At 27.9% G+C, this 21,562-nt stretch carries 22 protein-coding genes and 1 riboswitch; of the genes, 20 read left to right on the forward strand and 2 right to left on the reverse strand.

Going from position 1 to position 21,562, the window contains the following annotated elements; genetic code table 11:
* The first annotated feature begins 12 nt into the window (after positions 1–12).
* The 5 genes from ACQZHJ_RS06975 (at position 13) to ACQZHJ_RS06995 (ending at position 3,133) form a co-directional block, all read left to right on the forward strand.
* Positions 13–1,155 (forward strand): hypothetical protein, encoded by a 1,143-nt coding sequence (locus ACQZHJ_RS06975; protein WP_430484823.1) that lies wholly within the window; start codon positions 13–15, stop codon positions 1,153–1,155.
* A 96-nt stretch (positions 1,156–1,251) separates the two neighbouring features.
* Positions 1,252–1,650, forward strand: a complete 399-nt coding sequence (locus tag ACQZHJ_RS06980) for a DUF5412 family protein (RefSeq protein ID WP_430484824.1) — start codon at positions 1,252–1,254, stop codon at positions 1,648–1,650.
* A 268-nt stretch (positions 1,651–1,918) separates the two neighbouring features.
* Positions 1,919–2,182 carry a hypothetical protein gene (locus ACQZHJ_RS06985; protein WP_430484825.1) on the forward strand — a complete coding sequence of 88 codons (264 nt, stop codon included), beginning with the start codon at positions 1,919–1,921 and terminating at the stop codon, positions 2,180–2,182.
* A 218-nt stretch (positions 2,183–2,400) separates the two neighbouring features.
* On the forward strand, positions 2,401–2,688 hold the full coding sequence (locus ACQZHJ_RS06990; protein ID WP_430484826.1) for a GNAT family N-acetyltransferase: 288 nt from the start codon (positions 2,401–2,403) through the stop codon (positions 2,686–2,688).
* Between the two features lie 145 nt (positions 2,689–2,833).
* On the forward strand, positions 2,834–3,133 hold the full coding sequence (locus tag ACQZHJ_RS06995) for a hypothetical protein (protein ID WP_430484827.1): 300 nt from the start codon (positions 2,834–2,836) through the stop codon (positions 3,131–3,133).
* A 137-nt stretch (positions 3,134–3,270) separates the two neighbouring features.
* Here ACQZHJ_RS06995 and ACQZHJ_RS07000 read toward each other — a convergent pair whose 3' ends face one another.
* On the reverse strand, positions 3,271–3,711 hold the full coding sequence (locus ACQZHJ_RS07000) for a hypothetical protein (protein ID WP_430484828.1): 441 nt from the start codon (positions 3,709–3,711) through the stop codon (positions 3,271–3,273).
* A 462-nt stretch (positions 3,712–4,173) separates the two neighbouring features.
* Positions 4,174–4,352: riboswitch (cobalamin riboswitch) on the forward strand.
* 893 nt (positions 4,353–5,245) lie between these two features.
* Between ACQZHJ_RS07000 and ACQZHJ_RS07005 the strand changes: the two genes are divergently transcribed.
* Positions 5,246–5,851: an acetate uptake transporter gene (locus ACQZHJ_RS07005; RefSeq protein ID WP_430484829.1), complete on the forward strand. Its 606-nt coding sequence runs from the start codon at positions 5,246–5,248 to the stop codon at positions 5,849–5,851.
* Positions 5,852–6,445: 594 nt separating this feature from the next.
* Here ACQZHJ_RS07005 and ACQZHJ_RS07010 read toward each other — a convergent pair.
* Positions 6,446–6,673: a small acid-soluble spore protein Tlp gene (locus tag ACQZHJ_RS07010; protein WP_430484830.1), complete on the reverse strand. Its 228-nt coding sequence runs from the start codon at positions 6,671–6,673 to the stop codon at positions 6,446–6,448.
* A gap of 412 nt (positions 6,674–7,085) precedes the next feature.
* Between ACQZHJ_RS07010 and ACQZHJ_RS07015 the strand changes: the two genes are divergently transcribed.
* The 14 genes from ACQZHJ_RS07015 to ACQZHJ_RS07080 all read left to right on the forward strand — a co-directional run bounded on the left by ACQZHJ_RS07015 (position 7,086) and on the right by ACQZHJ_RS07080 (position 21,483).
* Entirely contained in the window at positions 7,086–8,549 is a 1,464-nt protein-coding gene (locus tag ACQZHJ_RS07015; RefSeq protein ID WP_430484831.1) for a sulfatase, read from the forward strand.
* A gap of 545 nt (positions 8,550–9,094) precedes the next feature.
* On the forward strand, positions 9,095–11,122 hold the full coding sequence (locus ACQZHJ_RS07020) for a beta-N-acetylhexosaminidase (protein WP_430484832.1): 2,028 nt from the start codon (positions 9,095–9,097) through the stop codon (positions 11,120–11,122).
* Between the two features lie 19 nt (positions 11,123–11,141).
* Positions 11,142–11,402 (forward strand): hypothetical protein, encoded by a 261-nt coding sequence (locus ACQZHJ_RS07025; RefSeq protein WP_430484833.1) that lies wholly within the window; start codon positions 11,142–11,144, stop codon positions 11,400–11,402.
* A 551-nt stretch (positions 11,403–11,953) separates the two neighbouring features.
* Positions 11,954–12,589, forward strand: coding sequence for a dihydrofolate reductase family protein (locus tag ACQZHJ_RS07030; RefSeq protein ID WP_430484834.1), 636 nt, complete (start codon positions 11,954–11,956; stop codon positions 12,587–12,589).
* Between the two features lie 147 nt (positions 12,590–12,736).
* Positions 12,737–13,204: a hypothetical protein gene (locus ACQZHJ_RS07035; protein WP_430484835.1), complete on the forward strand. Its 468-nt coding sequence runs from the start codon at positions 12,737–12,739 to the stop codon at positions 13,202–13,204.
* Between the two features lie 22 nt (positions 13,205–13,226).
* On the forward strand, positions 13,227–13,652 hold the full coding sequence (locus ACQZHJ_RS07040) for a MarR family winged helix-turn-helix transcriptional regulator (RefSeq protein WP_430484836.1): 426 nt from the start codon (positions 13,227–13,229) through the stop codon (positions 13,650–13,652).
* A 156-nt stretch (positions 13,653–13,808) separates the two neighbouring features.
* Positions 13,809–14,222, forward strand: coding sequence for an EamA family transporter (locus tag ACQZHJ_RS07045; RefSeq protein ID WP_430484837.1), 414 nt, complete (start codon positions 13,809–13,811; stop codon positions 14,220–14,222).
* 217 nt (positions 14,223–14,439) lie between these two features.
* On the forward strand, positions 14,440–15,123 hold the full coding sequence (locus ACQZHJ_RS07050) for a hypothetical protein (protein ID WP_430484838.1): 684 nt from the start codon (positions 14,440–14,442) through the stop codon (positions 15,121–15,123).
* A 176-nt stretch (positions 15,124–15,299) separates the two neighbouring features.
* Complete coding sequence (locus ACQZHJ_RS07055) at positions 15,300–16,046, forward strand: hypothetical protein (RefSeq protein ID WP_430484839.1); 747 nt, start codon at positions 15,300–15,302, stop codon at positions 16,044–16,046.
* 261 nt (positions 16,047–16,307) lie between these two features.
* Entirely contained in the window at positions 16,308–16,919 is a 612-nt protein-coding gene (locus ACQZHJ_RS07060) for a hypothetical protein (RefSeq protein WP_430484840.1), read from the forward strand.
* A gap of 214 nt (positions 16,920–17,133) precedes the next feature.
* Positions 17,134–18,717 carry a YceG family protein gene (locus ACQZHJ_RS07065; RefSeq protein WP_430486872.1) on the forward strand — a complete coding sequence of 528 codons (1,584 nt, stop codon included), beginning with the start codon at positions 17,134–17,136 and terminating at the stop codon, positions 18,715–18,717.
* Between the two features lie 90 nt (positions 18,718–18,807).
* Positions 18,808–19,929, forward strand: a complete 1,122-nt coding sequence (locus ACQZHJ_RS07070; protein WP_430484841.1) for a toxic anion resistance protein — start codon at positions 18,808–18,810, stop codon at positions 19,927–19,929.
* Positions 19,930–20,135: 206 nt separating this feature from the next.
* Positions 20,136–20,771, forward strand: coding sequence for a TerD family protein (locus ACQZHJ_RS07075; RefSeq protein WP_430484842.1), 636 nt, complete (start codon positions 20,136–20,138; stop codon positions 20,769–20,771).
* 124 nt (positions 20,772–20,895) lie between these two features.
* Positions 20,896–21,483 (forward strand): TerD family protein, encoded by a 588-nt coding sequence (locus ACQZHJ_RS07080; protein WP_430484843.1) that lies wholly within the window; start codon positions 20,896–20,898, stop codon positions 21,481–21,483.
* Positions 21,484–21,562 lie beyond the last annotated feature (79 nt).

The raw sequence follows: 21,562 nt of genomic DNA on the forward strand, positions 1-21,562 counted from the left end.
AAGGAGTATGTAATGAGAATAATAAATGAAATAAAAAAGTTGTTTACAATAAAGAGTTTAATAATTCTTGGGTTAATATCTTTTATAATATGGAATCTATGTATAGAGTTTAGATTAGAATATTTTCCTAATGGATATCCGGAAACCACTGATTTGAGAGTAAGTGAACATTTACTTGAGAAATATGGGACAACTCTAGATGACGATGAGCTAGAGGATTTTAAAGAAGAAACATCATTACTAGAAAAGGATGCAGATGAGTATTTGTTGAATGATAAAGATGCTCAAGCTTTAGGGATAAAGTCTTATAAAGAATTTAAAAAAGCAAGTGATGAGGATATGGGTAAAGATGAAAGAATATCAAATTTGCGTTCAAAAATTATGTTTGAAGGTAATGGGTATTTATTTTGGGAACTTGGATCAAGAGAACGTGTTCTAGATCAATATTCAAAAGATATTGGATATAATTTTTCACTTGAAGGAAAAGAAAAAGAGAGGGCAAATGAAATTCAGAAAAGTGATCAAGCTATGAGTGTTTTAGATGAGTGTGTCATAGATAATTATAAGGAGTTAATGTATTATTTTTTACTGCTTGTTGTTATTACTGTTGCTTTTGTAATATCTCCAATATTCTTAAGAGATAATAAAAATAAAGTAAACTTTCTACAGTATAGTTCAATAACTGGAAGAGGATTAGCTAAGAAAAAGGTTATAGCAGCTATGATTACTACATTTCTTATGACTACTATAGAGCTAATTATATTATTTGGTTTTTATGTTCAAAATAATACTTTAAAGTTTTGGGAGTGTAGCATAAATTCCAAATTAAATTGGGGAATCTATTGGTTTGACTTAACTTTTGGAGAATATGTAATTATATCTATAATTCTTATGTATATGATAGCATTTCTAGTTGCAAGCATTAGTTTATTTGTAAGTACTAAAGTTAAGAATTATGTAGCTTTAATAGGTGTACAGATTCCTGTTTTATTTGTACTAATATCATTTATAAGAAACTATGATTTATATAGCATGACTACTATAGGATATCCTAAATACACAGTGATTTTTGGACAAAGTATATTGATGATAGTAGCAATAATACTTTTATTATTAGTACTAAAGCAAGAAAAACGTAGAGACATATTAAACTAGCGTAATCTTAAGGAGTAGTAAAAACTGCTCCTTTTATTATTTGAATATTAAAAAGTGATATAATAACTAATAAGAATGGAAGGGAATGTGTTAGTTATGGAAGATGATAAAATGTATATAAAAAAGCAAGAAAGAAAAGTTATAAGAATAGCTTTAATATCAATTTTGCTTGTTGTAACTTTTATTATCATTGGGATAAAAGCGATTCTAAATACAATAGAGAGTAGCTTTGAACCCAATAAGGAGCTTATAGCTGAAAGTACATCTAGTGATGGAAGGTATGAGATTGAAGCATATTTGATAAATGGAGGAGCTACTGTTGACTGGAGTGTTAAATGCTATTTAAAAGATACTAATGGATCTGATAAATTAATATACAGTGACTATCATGTAGATGAAGCAAAAATAATATGGATTGATAATGATACAGTTTCAATTAATGGGCATGAGATTGAGTTACCAGAAGGTAAATATAATTTTACGGATGAAAAATAGCATAGTTTTTGTGGGAATATATAGTAAAATTAAAAATGTTATAAGAAATTGAATTATAAATGCCTTAATTAATAAGTAACTTAATGTTTTTCGTTTAAAATGATAATTGTTTACTAATATTTATTTTAAAGTAATAAATATCAGGTAAAAATGTTTATTTTTGAACTTATTTTAGTATAATAAATATATGACATAATATTCCGGAATAAAAAGAGAATAAGGTGTCAAAATAAATGTAATTATTTATTAAATTTAGGAGGGTACTAAAATGAAAAAATTTGAGGAACTAAAAGAAGAGATAAAAGAAGAAGTTGAATGTTTAGAAGCTAGACATGAACAAAAGAAAGAAGCTAGAGAAGAAAGACATGAAGAAAAGAAATTTGCTAAAGAAATAGAAAAGCAAATGAAAAAAGAAGTTAAAGAAGAAAAAAGTGATGAGGAAAGAATAGAAAAAGAAGAAATTCACTTAGAAAAAGAGTTAAATAAAGAAGATAAGAAAATAGAAAAAGTTATTGAAAAAGAACTTAAATAATAAATAGTTAATTGTATAAAAGGGGTATATCAAAACTTAGCAGTAAAGTTTATAAGTTTTACTAATAAGTAGCTTTGATATATCTCTTTTGTTTTGCAGATTATTAATAGATTAAGAATAGACTAAATTGATTTAAAATGATAGAATTTACTTTAATTATTAGCTTAATTTGAAGGGAGGAGCCAAAGGAGTTTAATTTTCTTTGGGAATAGATATTTATGATAAAGGTTGAAAGATTAGATTTTAAGGATATACCGCAACTTTTAGAGTTATATAAAGAGCTTGTGAATTGTGAAAATAATGTAGAGGATGTTGTTGTAAAAGAAAACACAAGAGGACTTGGTGTAGGAAGAATGCTTATGGATGAATTAGATTGTTTCGCAAAAGCAAGAAAATGTGCATATGCAATAGTTGTATCTTCAGATTATAGAGAAACAGCGCATAAATTCTACGAAAAAGTAGGATTTGTAGATGGAGTTTTGGGTTTTAGAAAGATTTACAAATAGAAAAGTTTATTAAGGTTGTTATTCCATAGATAATTAGATTTCAATGATAATTTGCCTTTAAGAAATATTTAACATATAAATAAAAAATGTTATAATTGAAATATGTGGTATAGGGAATATTGGAGAGGAATAGGAGTTGGTTTATATGGAACAAAAATCAAATTATAAAACTACAGGAATTGGAGTTTTGTCAGTTATAATTTCAATATTTGCTGCAATGTTTTCTTTTACTTATTTTCAAGGGGCATATTTAGGACAACATATATTAAGGGGACTAGGAATTTCATTTCCATATGCTATAGTTTCTATTGTCTTATTTGTAATAGCTGGATTTATCGGTTATAAGCATAAAGAAGAGAAAGTGGCAAAGGCAGGTATGATAATTTCAGGAGTATTATTGGGTATATGTGCTTCTAGCATTATTACGAGTTATATAGGAATTTAATAAGATTTTATATAGCTTGAAAAATAAAATCTTACAATTAGGAATAAACATTTAAAGTAAGAATAATTAATAAAGAGATATCAAAGTTTAAATATTATAATTTATATTTTGATATCTCTTTTAATTTCAGTAGTTATCTAACAGCCATAGTAAGTACTTTCAACTACAGGATTTCCAATATATAATCTTCTTGCTACTAAAGGTAGGTGAAGTATAAAAATTTGAAGGAATGTTAAAGTTAAGATATATATTGCTATATTAAAATAGGTATTTAAAAGGCTTAATGAATAGATAAGAGAAGCAACTGATATAACTATTGTTGAAAGCACTGCTAAGTATGAAAATCTAGTAGAGCCTTCCTGAGTTCTTATATTTTTATCATTATATAATGCAAATAATAAAACAGCTAAAATAGCTATAACGTATACATAGGACCATTTAAAATAAGTATCAAATCTATACATAGCCCAATCTATAAAGTTGTAATCTATTAAAGGCTCTATTTTACTAGAAGCATTTAGTTTATATAAAAATATACTTTTTAAAAATAATGAAGAGATTAGGCTTACTACAATCATTATAGATGAATATATCAAAAATAAATTTTTCTTAATAAGGCTCTTACTTAATCCTAAATAAATACTAATCCCAAGTAGAATAAAAAATATTATATAAATAATAATAAACACCTCATTTCTTAAAATAAAGTTCTGTTTTAAGAAATGCATGGTAATACACAATTATATAGAATAAAGGGACTTAAAACAGAACTTATATGATAATTTAAAATTATTATACCACTATTTCCATAAAAAACCAAATCTTATAGAGTGATATAGCTTATTTTAAATTAAAATTATAAAAGACATAAAAATAAGTAGAATTTAATATTGTATAAATTTAAAAAAAATATAATATGAAGAAGAAATTAGAAGTTTTTTAATAGTATTAATGAATAATTATATTAAATTTAATAGTGTTTTGAGTTTAAAACATTGATAAATGTAGCGATTGACATTATAATAAAGATAGGTAGAATAATATCTACTATTGAAATAGGTGCAGAAATGCTTAACAGGGAATTTAGTGTAAAACTAAAGCTGCCCCCAGCAACTGTAAATAACTTCGACTTAGTATTATGCCACTGTGAGTTATCATGGGAAGGTTCTAAGAAGATATAGTTATGAGCCAGGAGACCTACCTAATTCAAAAAAGAAAGTTTATCTTTCTGGGGAAAGAGGCAAGTGATTGAATTTTTATCATTCTTTAATTTAGATTAATCTTAAGTAAGCAGACTTTTTATGATTTAATAATATTTTTCATAATAAGACTTAAGAATAGTGAGATATTACAATGAAGTAGTATGGTTAAAGGGATGATTAGTATAGATTTATCAATTAACTTGTATAGATTTTCCTAGATAGGTATTCAAAGTGAGTATCTATCTTTTATTTTTGGATAATTTGTAGACATAAAATCAGTTTTATTAAGGCTAGGTTATTACTGATTTTAGTTTATCCAAAAGTAGTTGTAGAAAGTAAATCTTAAGACAGGTAAAAGCTCAGTGAAGAGCCTGACTCAATGGAGAGTCAAGATTCAATGGAGAATCTAAAATTATAAAATTTAGGCTGTTTTAGTATTGATTTTAAAGCTAATATCAAATCATCTTTGACAGTGTAGTTAAAGTAAGAGAAATGATCCTCTACATTAAAATAGCTTAAAAAACAGTGAGTTATATGAAATTAAAAGAACAAGGTTATAAATTATTTGAAGCTTCACATTGGTGATTTAAAAAATAAATTTATAAACTTTAAATTTTAGTATTTCATATAACTCTTTTTTATTATTCTAAATTAAATTTATAATCTTGCTTAGGTTTTAATTATTAAAATTATATATGTTATTAATAAATAGAAATAAGTATTTTACATTAAATTAATAAGTTTGATATTAATGTATTAGTAACCATATATTATTTATTGACATCGGATATCAATGTTGTTATTATAGAAAAGCGCGTTTTATGGTCTTTATTATTTTTATAATAAAGACCATATTTACTACAGGTACTTTGTAGATTTTATAACATATAAAATATAGGAGGAAGTAAGGGTGAGTGATACTAAAGTAAAAGTAATTAATGCAGATCCATCAGCTTTAGGTCTTTTTGGACTAGCTGTTATAACATTAGTTGCTTCATCACAAAAGCTTGGTTTAACAAGTGGAGTATCTTTTGTTATACCATGGGCATTCTTTTTAGGAGCATCAGCTCAATTAATAGCATGTTTAAAGGATTTTAAGCATAACAATGTTTTTGGAGCGACTGCTTTTGGAGCATATGCATTTTTCTGGTATGCTATGGGACTTTCATGGATGATTCAGAATGGAGTTTTAGGAGAAAAATTAGCAGGAAGTGCTGATGGTAAACAATTAGGAGTAGCATTTTTAGCTTATTTAATATTTACTTTATTTATGACTATTGGTGCAATGGAAACACATAAGGTATTATTTATAATATTTGTTCTAATTGACTTTTTATTCTTAGGACTAACTTTTAGTTCATTTGGAATAATGCCAAATTTCATGCATAGTGTTGCAGCTTGGGCAGAACTTGGAATAGCAATAGTCTCATTTTATGGTTCAGCAGCGGCTGTTTTAAATAATCATTTTGGTAAAGTTTTTATACCAGTTGGAAAGCCTTTTGGAATATTCAAGTAGGCTATCTTTTAGGGTTTAGAATTAAAAGTATTCTAAAAATATTAGTAAGGTGTAGGAGCCTTATGAATTTATTTGTTTGTTGTATATAGAATTTAAATAGATTTAGTCTTGTAACGTTACTTATAGGGGTTAAGTTGTTTACATAGATGGTAAAAAAGCTTAAAGATTAAAAATTTCTTTAAGCTTTTTTAGTTTTAAATTGATATTATTTTTTAGAGTTATTATGAGTGATTAATATGATGGTAATACCAATTCGAAGGTAGTAATAATGCGAGTTTGGAGTGGATGAATAAAAAGTGGAAGTATAATGAATATTTTAACGTAATTAAAGGTTATAAGAGAATAATATATGAAAAACAAAAAGTTATTGACTTATACGTATAAATTTGTGCTTTTAAGGATGTTGTTGTATAAATAAGCTGATGATACAATTAAAGAGTAATAAATAGTATTAATTTATATTTTGTATATAGTTATGTGCAGAATGAAAAGCTATTCACATATTGTGAATAGCTTTTCGTTTTTGTGTTTATTAAAGGAATAACCTTTTATGGATTGAAATTTTAATAGGTAGAATTAACATCTTTAATATGATTACTTATAACCATTTTCTTTATCATGAGCTTCTTCTTTTATTTCATCAATCATAGAATTTAAGGCATCTCTTCTTCTAGCATTTTTAGCTTCTAATTCAGCTTTCATATTACAATTATCTGTGGCTTTAATCATATCTTCAGCTTCATAGATGCTTTTCATAGTATTATCAATATTATTTTGTATTTTTCTTACATTATCACGTCTATCATCTGGATTGGGTTTCATGATAAATTCCTCCTTAGTAATTAAGGACTTATAGGTTTAAGGCTCCTGTAGGAGATTTCTCTTAAATTAAATGAAGTGACAACAATTTTAAGAGAGTTATTAAGCTGATTGACTAAATTCTGAATTGAGTAGCACTTAAAAATAATCATAAGAGATATGTTTTAAAACTTAAACCTATAAGCTCCCAAAAGTAAGTAGCCTTAAAAGAAGGCATTAAGAATCCTTCTTCAAAGCTTATTATTTACCTAAATCATTTTAATATTCTTGGTTTTATTTTCAATTGGCTATATTTTTTATAAGATGTCACAAATATTGATATTATAAAGAATAAAGAGAGATTTTACATAGGAATTTTTGAAGTTTTGTTGAAGTATATAAGTAGACATAATTTTAATTTAAGGGGATTGAGAAAATGAGAATTTTAATGTTAGACTTAGATACTTTAAGACCAGATCATTTAGGATGTTATGGTTATGGAAGAAATACTTCTCCTAATATAGACAGCGTGGCAAAGGATGGAGTTACTTTTGAAAATTACCATTGTTCAGATGCACCATGTCTTCCTTCAAGAGCAGCACTTATGTCAGGAAGATTTGGTATACATACAGGAGTTGTAAATCATGGAGGTGTATGTGCTGATTTTAGAATAGATGGAGAGAATAGAGACTTTAACGATAGAATATACTTTAACTGTCTGCCTTCATTTTTAAGAAGTGAAGGATTCTATACAGCTTCAGTAAGCACATTTGCAGAGAGACATAGTGCTTGGTGGTTTAATGCAGGGTTTAATGAACTTCATAATGTAGGAGGATGCGGAGCCGAATCAGCAGAAGCAGTAACACCTACGGTTTTAAAATGGATAGAGGATAATGCTTCTAAGGATAATTGGTTCCTTCATGTAAACTATTGGGATGCTCATACTCCATATAGAGCACCAGATAGTTATGGAAATCCTTTTGAAGGCGATGGCTTTGAAAGATGGATAAGTGAAGAAAGGTTAACTGACCACATAAATAATAAAATTGGTCCTCATGGAGCAAGGGAAATAAATATGTATAATAGTGATTCATTAGATATGTTCCCAAAACATTTAGGGGAAATTAAAAACTATGATGATTTAATAACATTTTTTGATGGATATGATTGTGGAATAAGCTATATGGATTCTCATATAGGGAAAATATTACAATCTTTAAAGGATAAAGGTTTATATGATGATTTAGCAATAATAATAACTGCAGACCATGGTGAAGCTATGGGAGAACTTGGATTATATGCAGAACATGGGACAGCTGACTATACAACTACTAGAATACCTATGATTATAAAGTGGCCAAAGGGATTAAAAGGATATGTAGATAATGGATTCCACTACAACTTAGATTTAGCGCCAACTTTAGCTGAATTATTTAGTAAAGAAAAGAAAGCTTATTGGGATGGCGAAAGCTATGCTAAGAGTGTATTAAATGGAGATGAAACAGGTAGAGATTATCTAGTACTTGGACAATGTTCTCATGTTTGTCAAAGAGGAGTAAGATTTAAAGACTATATGTATATAAGAACTTATCATGATGGATATCATTTATTTCCTAAAGAGATGCTTTTCAATATAAAAAATGATCCTCACGAAACAAATAACTTAGCTGAGGAAAGAAAAGACTTATGTATGGAAGGAGCATATCTTCTTCAAGAGTGGCATGATGAAATGATGATGAAGAGTGAAAGTGATACAGATCCACTTTGGACAGTAATTAGAGAAGGTGGTCCATACCATGCTAGAGGACATTTAAAAGCATATTGTGAAAGATTAGAGAAGACAGGAAGAGGCTGGGCAATACCAGAGCTTAAGAAAAGACATCCACAAGAGTTTAAATAAAAGGCTTTGTTTTAGTAAGTGGTGATTTTAGCTAGCACCTCTGAACGTAGAGAAAATGTGCTTAATATTAAAAAGATTTAGTAAATAAGGTATTAGACTTTGCAAGTGATAATAGAATAGAAGAGGTAAAACTATTTGTTTAGAACTTTGATGAAAGCTCCTGTTGGTTTTATAAGAACTTAGGATTTATAGATATGATGTATAGTTTAAATATTAGTATAAATAGAAGATAATTAAAAAAATTATAGGGAGTGTTCTATGAGTTTAAATATTCTTAAGTATGAAAAGTTTATAAGATGGACTGGGATTATCAGCTCCACGCTTTATATTCTTATAATTAATGCAGATGAAAAATTTAATGTGCTGAAATTTATTTCAGGGTCATTAATGTATATTAGTTTGTTATTAATGAGTTTCATTTGGTATAGAGAAAAAGAAATTAGTAAGACTAGACTTATTTTTAGTAGTTTAGCCACTTTATTAATATTAACTTTGTTATTTATTAATTTAAGATAGATAAATATGAGAAAAAAGGGGATAGAAAGATGAGAATTAAATTAGTTGGATTAAGTGAAGAAATGCTAAAGGCTGTTAAAGGGTTAGAGAAGCTAATTGATTTTCAGCTTTGGAATGATTTAGAGAGTGAGGAGATAAAAGAAGAAGTTCTTCTTGAGGAATGTAGGGAAGAGATTACGACACAAAGAAAGACTGAAGTTATATATGTCTCAAAACTTTCAAAGGAATCAGAAAATATCCTAGAGGTAATTAAAGGTCATAAATGTGAAATAAGATATAAAGAGAAGCATCATTTCTTTAGAGCATTAAGTCTTTATATTCAATTTGTAAAGGATTTAGAAAAGAATAATTTTAATGAAATTACAAGTGAGAATAAGAATATTATTTTTAATGATGGAGAACTTTATTTCTCAGAAAAAACTTGCATAGAGTCTATAGGATCAATGATAGATGCATCAAGAAATGCTGTATATAGAGTTGAAGAAGTTAAGAGACTTTTAGGGTACATGGCATTAATGGGACATAATAGATGTATGCTTTATACAGAGGATACTTATGAAGTGGATGGATATAAGTACTTTGGATATATGAGAGGAAGATATAGCAAAGTTGAACTTAAGGAAATTGATGATTATGCAGATTCTTTAGGAATAGAAGTAGTACCTTGTATACAAACTCTTGCCCATTTAAAGCAAACTCTTAGATGGGGTTATGGAGAAGGAATGAAAGATACTCACGACGTTTTATTAGTTGGTGAAGAGAAAACTTATAAATTTATTGAGGCTATGATTTCTTCTTTAAGAGAGTGTTTTAGAAGTGAAAATATTCATATAGGAATGGATGAGGCTTTTGACTTAGGAAGAGGACATTATTTAACTAAAAATGGACATGTTTCACATCAAGAGCTTATGGTTGAACATTTAAATAGAGTTAATGATATAGCTAAGAAATATAACTTTAAGCCAATGATATGGGATGATATGTTCCTAAGATGTGGAGCTCCAGATGGTGGATATTATGATACTGATATAGTAATAACTGATGAAATTGCAAATAGGATACCAAAAGAGGTTTCATTGGTTTATTGGGATTATTACAATAATGATGAAGGAAAGTATAAAAAACTTTTAGATATTAGAGATACATTTAAAAATAATAAGATATTTGCAGGTGGAGCTTGGAGGTGGAGTGGATTTGCACCGAATTATTCAAAGACATTTTCAACAACTAATGCTGCTTTAAATCAATGTAAGAAAAAAGGTATAAAAGAGGTCTTTGCTACAGCTTGGGGAGATGATGGATCAGAAACACCAATATATGCAATGATGGTTTCTTTAATATTATTTGGAGAGCATGGATATTATAATGAAGTTGGTGATGCTTGGGTAGATGAAAGGTGCAAAACTTTAACAGGATTAAGCATGACAGACTTTACTTCTTTAGAAGAGCTAGATCTTGTACCAACTGTTAAAATTCCTAATATGGAGGTTTGTAATCCTTCAAAGTATATAGCTTATCAAGACTTACTTTTAGGAGCGTTTGATAAACATTTAGAGGGATTAGATCTAGAGGGGCATTATATGGAATTAGCTAATAAATATGATGAAATAGCAGAAAGAAGTGGAAACTTTAAGAGTATGTTTAAATTTTACTCTAAGTTTGCTTCATACCTTGCAGTTAAGAGTGAAATTGGCTTAGAGATAAGAAAAGCGTATTTAGAGAAGGACAAGGATGCCTTAAGGCTTATAGCATATAACTTTATCCCGGAAATTCAAGAAAAGCTAAAAGGATTCCATAAAAGCTTCAGAGAATTATGGTATAAGGAATGTAAAGGTCAAGGTTTTGAGGTGATAGATATAAGATTAGGTGGAGTTATGGTTAGATGCGATTCTGCTATTTATAGAATAAAAGCTTATTTAAAAGGTGAGATTGATTTTATAGAAGAATTAGAAGAGGAAAGACTTTACTTTAATGAACATTTTGGAGGAGAAGATTGTAAACTTATATGTTGTAACCAATATCAATATATAGCAACTCAAAATATATTAAGTTGGTAGAAGTTTAGGAGGCGAAAATATGAAAAAGAAGATAGGATTAGTAATAATTGTTTTTATTGTTTGCTGGGGAGTTCTTTTTGCCATAGATTACAGCCGAATAACTAATAATAAAAAACCTATATTTTCTACTGAAATGGCAGTCTATAAAGATGGAGGTTCTACTGAATATTTAGGGGCTGGATATAAGATTATTAAATATGCTAATTTTACAGAGAATGCTGAAATAAATTGGGATATTGAATGTGGTCCATGGTTTATGAATTTTAATAATCAACATTAAGGTAAGGATAAGTTACTTTAAATTAGTTTTAGTTTAAGAGAATAAAAAATAACTTAAAGATAAAATAAAAGAAGGCTATATCAGATTCTGTACTGAAAGGGGAAATTTGATATAGCCTACTTCAATTAAAAAGGCATATAGAAAATTCTAGAGAAATTAAGACTTTTAGGAGGTGATGAACATCACAAAATATTGTCTTAATCTCTATAAGGATACACAACTAGGTTTCCCTTAAATTTTTTTATTATAAGGGGGTAAGTTGTACATATTAAATTAATATTATTATTGATTATTATGATTATTATTTCAGAGCAAAATAAAAAGTTTAGATATAGAGCTTATTTTACTATAAGTATTATTTTATTAGGTATTTGGTGCTTTTTATGGGGTTTAGCCAATATATAAAAGTGAATAGTTTAAAGTTATATATTATAGTAATTAAAATCCTAATTAAAGGTATATTAAATGGGGGTTAGGGAAAACTAAACATTGTTTTATTTGTTTTAGAAGACTAGAATGAAACTATAGAGTTTAATAGGAGATGAGTTAATATGAAAAGCAAAAGAAAAGTAATTTTATATATAGCGCAAAGTTTAGACGGTTATATTGCAAGAGAAGATGGAGCTATTGATTGGCTTGGTGGAGAAGGGAAAGAAGAAGTATTAGATTACGGGTATGATGAATTCTATAGTAGAATTGATACTGTAATTATGGGGAGAAAAACTTATGAGCAAATACTAAATGAATTAAGTCCTGAAGCTTGGGTTTATGAAGGAAAGAAAAGTTATGTATTCACTAAGAATAAAATGGATGAAGAACTTTTACTTGAAGAAAGTATTAAGGATGTTAGTAATGAAATAATTTTTGTTAATGAGGATTTTGGAAAGCTTTATAGAAAAACTCAAACTTATAATGAAGATATAACATTTATAAATGAAGATGCAGCTGAGTTTATAAGAAAGTTGAAAAGTGAAGAAGGAAAAGATATGTGGATTGTTGGTGGTGCAGGATTTATTGATACTTTAATGAAAGAAGATTTAATAGATGAGTACACAATAACAACTATGCCCTTAGTCTTGGGAAGCGGAATACCACTATTTAAAGAAGGAAATCCAGAGATTAAACTTAAGTTAAATGAAGTTAAAACTGTTGATGGAATGATTATAAGTGAGTATTCAAGAAGATAATATAATTTATAGTAGTTTTATTTGACAACTGTTCATAATAAGAGTAAAATAGTTCGCATAGGAACAAAAAGGTTCTAATGCGAACTATTTATTTGTGAAATGAAAATTAGTAATTATATATTAATTTACTGAAGAGGAGAGATAATTATGGATGGTTTAAAAAAATATACACCAAGAGTTAGTAAAAAGATTTTATTACTAATTGCGGGTTTAGTTTGGGGATTTGCAGGGTTTAGAGTATTTACATTAGGAGCAGGAGATGTTATATCACATAATGGAAACTTAATTGTTACAGCATTATTTGGTGCCTTAGTTTTCTTTATTTTCTTTAAATTTATATTTAGTAAAATGTTTAAAAAACATACAACAAGAATAGTAAATAGTGAACTTGAAAAACATTGTGCATTCTCATTTTTTGATTTTAAAAGTTATTTGATAATGGGATTTATGATATTTTTCGGAATAACAGTTAGAAACTTAGGAATATTTAATCCAGTTTATTTAGGAACTTTTTATATAGGGCTTGGAGCAGCTTTATTTATGGCAGGAGTTTATTTCTTTATTGGATTTTTAAAATTTGAAGATATTAAAATCAAATTTAAAAAAGTAGCATAATAGTTTAAAAGAGGGTGTAACAATGAATTATGACTCATTTGAAATAGCAATGCTAATAAAAGAAATATATTCAAGTACTATGGGGAAAGTCAGTGAAGGATTAAAAGAAAGTGGGCTTACTCATCAACAAATAACAGTTATTAAACTTATTGCTCATAAAGGGAAAATAACTATAAGTGAACTTTGTGATGAAATGTCTTTAGCTAAGGGGACAGTTTCAGGTATTGTATCTAGACTAGAATCAATGGGATATGTTGAAAAGACAAAAGAGGAAAGTGATAAGAGAAATACTTATATTATTTTTACAAAAGAGGGAGTAAGCTTTGCAAGAAAATTCAGAAACGATATAAATAACAGCTTTGATAGTGTATTTGAAAATTTCAATCATGAAGAGGTTAAAGAAATAAGAGAAGCACTTTTAAAGCTTAGAAATAAGATTAAGGAATGAAATTCCATTCCTTAATCTTATTTTTATTTGGCTATCTATTAAAATATAGATTTTTATTTTAATAGTCTATTAACTTTTAAGAATAAATCCATAAATAAGTTAATATTTGTGGTAAAATTAATGATAATGAAAATCTATTACAATAATGGAGGAGATATGTGGATTATTTATGCGGCATTATCTGCAGTATTTGCAGCATTAACATCAATATTTGCTAAAATGGGTATTGACGGTATTAGTTCTAATTTAGCAACAGCAATTAGGACTATTGTAGTATTAATTCTAGCTTGGGGAATAGTTTTTGCTACTGGAAGTTATAAAGGAATAAAGAATATATCTAATTATTCAATGATATTTTTAGTTTTATCAGGATTAGCCACAGGGCTATCGTGGATCTTTTATTATAAGGCAATTCAAATTGGGCAAGTAACCAAAGTAATAGCCATAGATAAACTTAGTATAGTAATAACTGTAATATTGGCTTTCTTTATATTAAGTGAAGAAATTACTTTAAAATCATTTATAGGGGCTTTCTTAATATTTATAGGAAGTATAGTTATGGCTTTGTAAATTTAGAAGAATAGACTAAATTCTATAATAAATCAAGTTGCACATATAGTAGTAAATAGAAAATATTTAAAACTTTGAGGAGGGTTACATGTGTAAGTAGCTTTTTTCAAAGTTTTTTAGATTTTTTATGATTAAAAATGGTTAAAATATGGTTTGTAAGTCTAAGTTCGTTGATATATAATAATTGAAGGTTATTTTAAATGGAGGAGACTTAGGGATGGAAAATGAATTTGACTTTGAGTTTAAAAGGTATTTAAATGAGGTTTTGGGGAAAGAAAATATTCACGAAGATGATAATTATGAAGAGGGTGATTGTTATCTAGAGGTGGGGAGTAAGCTTTCAATAAATCTCATGGAGGATATGATAAGCCTTTTAACAGAAAGGGATAGTCTCCTAGTTATATTAAGGTTTCCAGGTGAAGCCAAGAGGAGTTTTAGAGGCGTAAGTAAGGGGAAAGTTGATTTTGGTTTTCAAATATTTAATAAGGAAGATTTTGGGCTTCATTATGATTTTGCAGGTTTTACTCTATCTATAGAGGGAGCTGTTGAGTATAGTGATATGAGATTAGATTTTAATTTCACTCCAGATGGTTTTGCCTTTTCAAAAAGTTTAAACTATGCTTTAAATATAATTGCAGTGGATGATAAGAATATAGTAAAGGCTATGAGACAGATAAGATTTCCAAGAGAGCTTTGCAAGATAATTAGAGAGCATTATCTAAATATAATAAGTGAGGATTATGATAGGACTACAGCTTTAGAAGATATTGAAAATTTAGATGCAATACTTTTTGATGGAATAAGCTCACAACAAGTAGAAGAAAGCTTTAGCCTATATACATTTACAGATGAGCCAGAACAAAGTGGATTAGATAAGTATATTGACCAATTACATAGTTAAAAATTATTATTAGGAATAGAGTTATAGCAAGACTAATAAATAAAACTTGTGAATATTGAATATATTTGCAAGTTTAATTTAGGATATGTTTTGATATAACTCTTTTTGAATTTGTATATTTTACTTATATTAGTATATAATGGGTTTAAGCATTAATAAAAGGGGAGGGTTTTGTGATGAATGAGAAGTTTAATAATGATATCAGAGATTTCGTCAGAGAACTTATTAAAGATAATGAATTTGAGGATAAGATTTTCTTAGAAAGAGTTAATGATGCAAAAGAGGAGTTAAAAGAAAGCTTTAATAATAGAAGAGCATATGAGAGTGAATCATGTGATGAATCTGTTATAGGAATTGGGGATAAGACATTCATTGATATAAAAGGGGATAGTGCAATGATCCTTCATAATAAAGATGAGTTTAATCTTTTATTAAGGTGGGATAATTCTACTTTAGAAGATCAATTTGCTATTAATTTTGGAAATTTAGAATTAGGATTTCAGATATATCCTAAAAAAACTTTTGGACTTACGAGAGATTTTGTAGGATTTACTCTTTCTATAGATGGAGTTTTAGGATGTAGTGCCTTTCCCGTTGATTTAAATTTTGCAGAAGATGGATTTTGTCTTTCAGATGATTTAGATTATAAGTTCGAAATACTATTGGTTGAGGGAAAAGAAGGGATAGTTAAAGCTATGAGAGTAGTGAGTATGCCTAAAGAATTATGTAGAGTTATAAGAGAATGCTACATTAAGATAAAAAGTGATGATTATGAAGAAGTAGAAGGGGTAGAAGATAGAATTAATATGCAATGTCATATTAATAAGATTGGAAGTGAGAAAGCTGAAAGATTATATGGAGTTTATAAAATAAAAAATGAAATAGAGGTCTCTAAGCTTCAAAGTTACATAAAAATGGTTTGATTTATCTATAATATAGAGAATTTCAACATTTCAAGTGTCAGCTAAGTGATGATTTAATTTACAGGTACATACATATTGAATAAAAAGACAATTTGTGATTTTACAAATTGTCTTTTTATTATTTTCTACAAGTTAATTTAGTTTACTTATTATTAAAAATATGATAAGATTACTTTGAAAAATAGGGAATTAAATACAATTTGAATTGCATAATAGTTATGTTGGTATTTTTTTATACTAAGGTTTGGAGGCGTATTTTAAGTGAGTAAGGTTGTTAAGGGGTTATTAGCAGGTATTTTTGTAAGTTTATCTTTAGGTGGGTTAGTAGGGTGTGCTAGTTCTCAGGCAAATGAATCAGTAGCAAAGGGAAAAGAACTAATAAATAGTAAGAATTATTGTAAGGCGTTGGTATCCTTTGAGATGGCACTTGATGAAGATCCTGAAAATGAAGAAGCTAAAGATTTGAAAAATATGTTGGAAAATTATTTGAGTGCTGAAAAAGCATTTAAAGAAGGCAATGTTGGAAAGGCTGAAGTTAAAATTTCCGCTATTGGAGATAAGGATAAAAATTTTAAAGTGTTTCATGAGAGTGTTCTTTCTTTAGAGGATGGTATAGAAAAGAAGGCTCAGTATGAAAAGGACATAAACAGCGATATGGATAAGTTAGAGAAGCTTATAAATAATAAAAGCTATGAGAAAGCCCAAATTCTTTGTAAAAGTATATCATCAAGAGAGTTAAATGAATCACAAAAGGAAACTTTTGATAAATTAAGATTGAGATTAGGTGCTGAAATTAAGTTTGAACTAAATAAAGATGATAAAGAAAGTAGTAATATAAAGCAAGAAAATACCAGTATTAAAATTATAGAGTAGGTATTAAAATAAGAATAGTTTGATTTAGTATATTAATATATCATTATAAAAATAAGAGAATTACTTTTGGTAATTCTCTTATTTTTATAAATTTATATACTATTTGTTGATTAGTTACTATAAAATAATATAAAATTAAGTTACATAATATAGAAAAATAAATAAGTTTAACCATATAATAATTTGCCTTGAAAGAGGCTGCTTATTGGATGGAATGGGTAAAAGAGGTGACATTTTATTGCATACTGATTTAGGACAAGTAGTTTTTGAGATGTTTAAAGATAGAGTAAGTAGAGTATCTAGAAGTGGAGAGTTTAAGCCTTGTTTTTATAGATTTATTGGAGTTTTTGATGGGAATAATTATAATGATGTTTTAAAGACTCTTGAGGTTAAATGTGAAGATAAGAAGGATATATCTCTAATTTTTGATGGAGAAATTCCTTTAAGTGGGGAAATGGAGCTTATTCAGTATATTTTAAATGAGTTAAACAGAATGAATGTCCACAATTTAAAAAATGAAGAAATAAATATATTTAACAATAGGGAAGTTAATTCAGTATTTTTAAGGGCCTTAGATTATGTAGTATCAATAGCTATTTCAAAGGAAAAGTTCTTGAATGATAATTTAAGAAATAATTTTATTACAAAGCTTATAGTTTGGGCTTATACGTATTTAAAGGATATAAATTTTTATGGAGATTTTAATCCTAAATGCGTTTATTATGGGGCTATTAAAAGACATGAAATATACTTTTTAATGTTTTTAAATCTTATGAGCTTTGATGTTATATATATAAACCCTTTGAAGGACGAATACTTTGAAGAAATAGATAAGGATAAACTAAGTGAAGCTGTGATTAGTAGAAGTATTATGCCTATTGAAAGTTTTAAAGAAAGAGTGGCTAAAGGAAAGTTAATTGAGGATAATGAAACAATAACAAAGAAGATACAAAGAGAGGTTGAAGAGGAGTTGTTCTCTAATACAGGGATGTTTAAACCTTGGCAGTTTAGGGATGGATATACAGAGACAGTGCTTTTGGATACGATTTTAGAGGATATATATATTTACTGGAATGAGCCTTCAAAACTTAGACATAATTTTGGCGTAAAAGGCAAGATTGTAAGAGTGCCATGTTTGTTTATGAAGATAGATGGAGTTTATGATGATATTTTAGAATATATAAGATTGATAAAGCATTGCAAAGAAGGGGACAGTACACTTTTCTTTAATGATGGGAAAATATCACCTAATTCAGAAGTAAAAGAAGAGATGTATCAACTTATGTTCTATCAATTAAATGATGGAACTTTCAATATAGAGGAAATAAAAAAGTTGCCTTTATATAGTTTAAATAAGTATAGTGAGGAATTACAAAATTTATTACTTAATAAATTTAATGAAACTCTTTTAGATAAAGATTTGTTTGTTAAAGCTTTTGATCGTCATAGAAGTGTAAAATTATTGTCTTTAGTTATGAATTTAAGCAAAGACATAATTAGAGCAATTGATAGCTTTGATTTTACAGGGAATATACCTAAGATAGTAATTGCATTAAATAGAGAAGATGAAATAGATGAAGATATGATTATGCTTTTAGGGTATCTTTATAACATAGGTTTTGATATAGTAATATTTAATCCTTCAGGATTATTCAATATAAATAATGTAATAAAATCAGATAAGATAAACACTATGAGGTTAAGTAAAATGGATTATAATATTGACTTTAAGAAGATTTTATCATTTAAGAATAAAGAAACAAAGAAAGGGATACTTTCTATGTTATTAGATTTTTAAAAGAGTATTTAGGCTCTGTTTTAAGTGGAGGTTGATTTAGAACATAGTCTATACCTTAAAATAAAGGTAGGAATTGAGAGGAGAATTTTTATGATAAACATGAATAATAGTATGGATTTGCAGAATAATAATATGCAGACTCAAGATGGGAATGCAATGGAGATATTTGAACAAGCTAATGCTTATAAAGAGATGTTAAGACAATTGCCAGAGGTACAAAATCTTACTGGAGAAATAGAGATTCAAAACCCTAACTCTATAGTTAAGTTTGGCCAAAAAGCTAGTGAAGGTCTTTCAAGAGTATCGGATGAGTTATTAAATTCAATGAAATCAGTTAAGGCTGAGGAAGCAAGTGAGATGTTAGTTCATTTAACTAAAATTATGGACAAGTTTGATATTAAAGAACTAGAAGGTGGAGAAAAAGATAAATCATTCTTATCTAAGATATTTAAAGGAGCTCAAACTACAATAGCAAAGCTATTCCAAAAATATGATACTATGGGATATGAAGTTGAGAAGGTGTATGTTCTTCTAAAAAAATATGAAGAGGATATAAAAACTTCAAATATGCAACTTAAAAAGCTTTTTGAAACTAATATGGATTTTTATAAGTTACTTGAAAAATATATAGTTGCAGGAGAGATTGCCATAGAAGAAGTTGATGCATACATAGCACAGTTTTCTAATGATATGTCAATGAATATGGATGAAAGAAATATGATGATTCAAAAGCTTGAACTTAGTAAGGAGATGTTGTCACAAAGAATATATGATTTAAGAGTTGCTGAAAATGTTGCTATACAATCAGCCCCTATGATTCAAACAATACAGATGTCAAACTTTAATCTTATGAGAAAGATTAATTCATCATTTATAATAACTCTTCCAATATTTAAGCAATGTTTAGCACAGGCTGTTATATTAAAGAGACAAGATATACAAGCTAAATCAATGAAACAGTTAGACGATAAGACAAATGAACTTATTATGAGAAATGCGGCTAATACATCAAGACAATCAGTAGAAATTGCTAGGATGTCATCAGGTAGTTCTATTGCTGTAGAAAGTTTAGAAAAATCATACCAAACAATTATGAAAGGTATAGAAGATACTAAGGAAATTCAAAGAAAGAATGCTATGGAAAGAGTGGAAAATACTAAGAAGCTTGAAGCAATTAAAGCTGATGTGAAGAAAAATATATATACAGTTTAATAACGGGAAAAAGGTTGTATTAAAAAGTTTTTTATACAACCCTTTTTGTTTTTAGGTATAGCTTATTTACATATTGGGATAACAAATTATAATATAGAAAAAATTGATTATTATAAAGTTTTGATGTAAAATTAACTTAATATTAAATTTGTAAAATTAGACAATTTAGTATTGAGAATAAATAAGAAAAACAGGAGGGTTTTACTATGGCAATAAATTTAGGTGGAATGTTTGGTGGAGATTCATCAAATAACTCAAATCCTTTCAATAATGGAGTAAATGCATTAAACTTACAAAAGAATGATATATTAGATTTAACTAAGAAAAATCCAGGACTTCAACAGGTTATATTAGGAGCTGGATGGGACGTAGCTGTAAGTGGACAAGACTTTGATTTAGATATCGCTGCATTTTTATTAAATGGAAATGGAAAGGTTGCTAATGTTCCTGCTGATGTTATATTCTTTAACAATCCACAAGGACAAGGTATTGCTTTAAGTGGAGATAATAGAAGTGGTGCAGGTTCAGGTGACGATGAGAGAATAAATATAGATTTATCACAAATAAGAAGTGATGTTCAAAAAATAGTTTTCTGTGTAACTATTCATAACGCACAAGAAAGAAGACAAACTTTCGGAATGGTTGATAATTCATATGTTAGAATTTTAGATGCTAAAAATAATGAAAAAGAAGTTTGTAGATTTAACTTAAAAGAAGATGGTTCAACAGTTACTTCAATAGTATTTGCTGAATTATATAGAGATGGTTTTGACTGGCAGTTCAAAGCTCTAGGAGAAGGAAAAATAGCTGACTTAAATGGCCTTTTAGCTTTATATATGTAATACATGGTAATTTATTAGTAGATAGTTATTAAGGAGAATAAATACTAGGTTAGTCTTTATAGAGACAACCTAGTATTTATTACAAATAGGTAATTATTAAATTTATGAAGTAAGGAGAATTGAGATGTTAAACCTACAAAAGAATGATATATTAGATTTAACTAAGAAAAATCCAGGACTTAATAATGTTATGCTAGGAGCAGGTTGGGATGTAGCCAAGAAAAAAGGATTCTTTGGATTTGGCGGAGGAAAAGATTTTGATTTGGATCTTGTTGCATTTCTTTTAGATGGAAGAGGAAAGATGATAAAGGATAGCACAACTAGTTTAATCTATTTTGGTTGTCAAAATGGTAAAGGAATAAAACTTCATGGAGATAACTTAACAGGAGCCGGTGATGGAGATGATGAAAAGATTTCTGTTACTTTGAACAATATTCCTATGGAATGTGAGAAAATAGTATTTGCAATTTGTATTTATGATGGGAAAGAAAGAAATCAAACTTTTGCAGAAGTAAAAAATGCTTATGTAAGATTACTTGATGCTGATAAAGGATATAGTGAAATCTGTAGATATAACTTAAGTGAGGATGGCAGTAGAGCAAGATCACTTATATTCTCTGAGTTAATAAGAGATAATGGAGATTGGAAATACAAAGCTGTTGGAGAACTTATAGATGGTTCAATAAGAGATTTAAGAGATAGATTTAGATAGATAAAGAGGAAGTAACATTTATAGTTACTTCCTTTTTTATTGTTTAATGAAAACCACTCGCTATGCGAGTGTGTTCAGA

The organism is Clostridium sp. B9 (assembly GCF_050509515.1).
Classification (GTDB): Bacteria; Bacillota; Clostridia; order Clostridiales; family Clostridiaceae; genus Sarcina.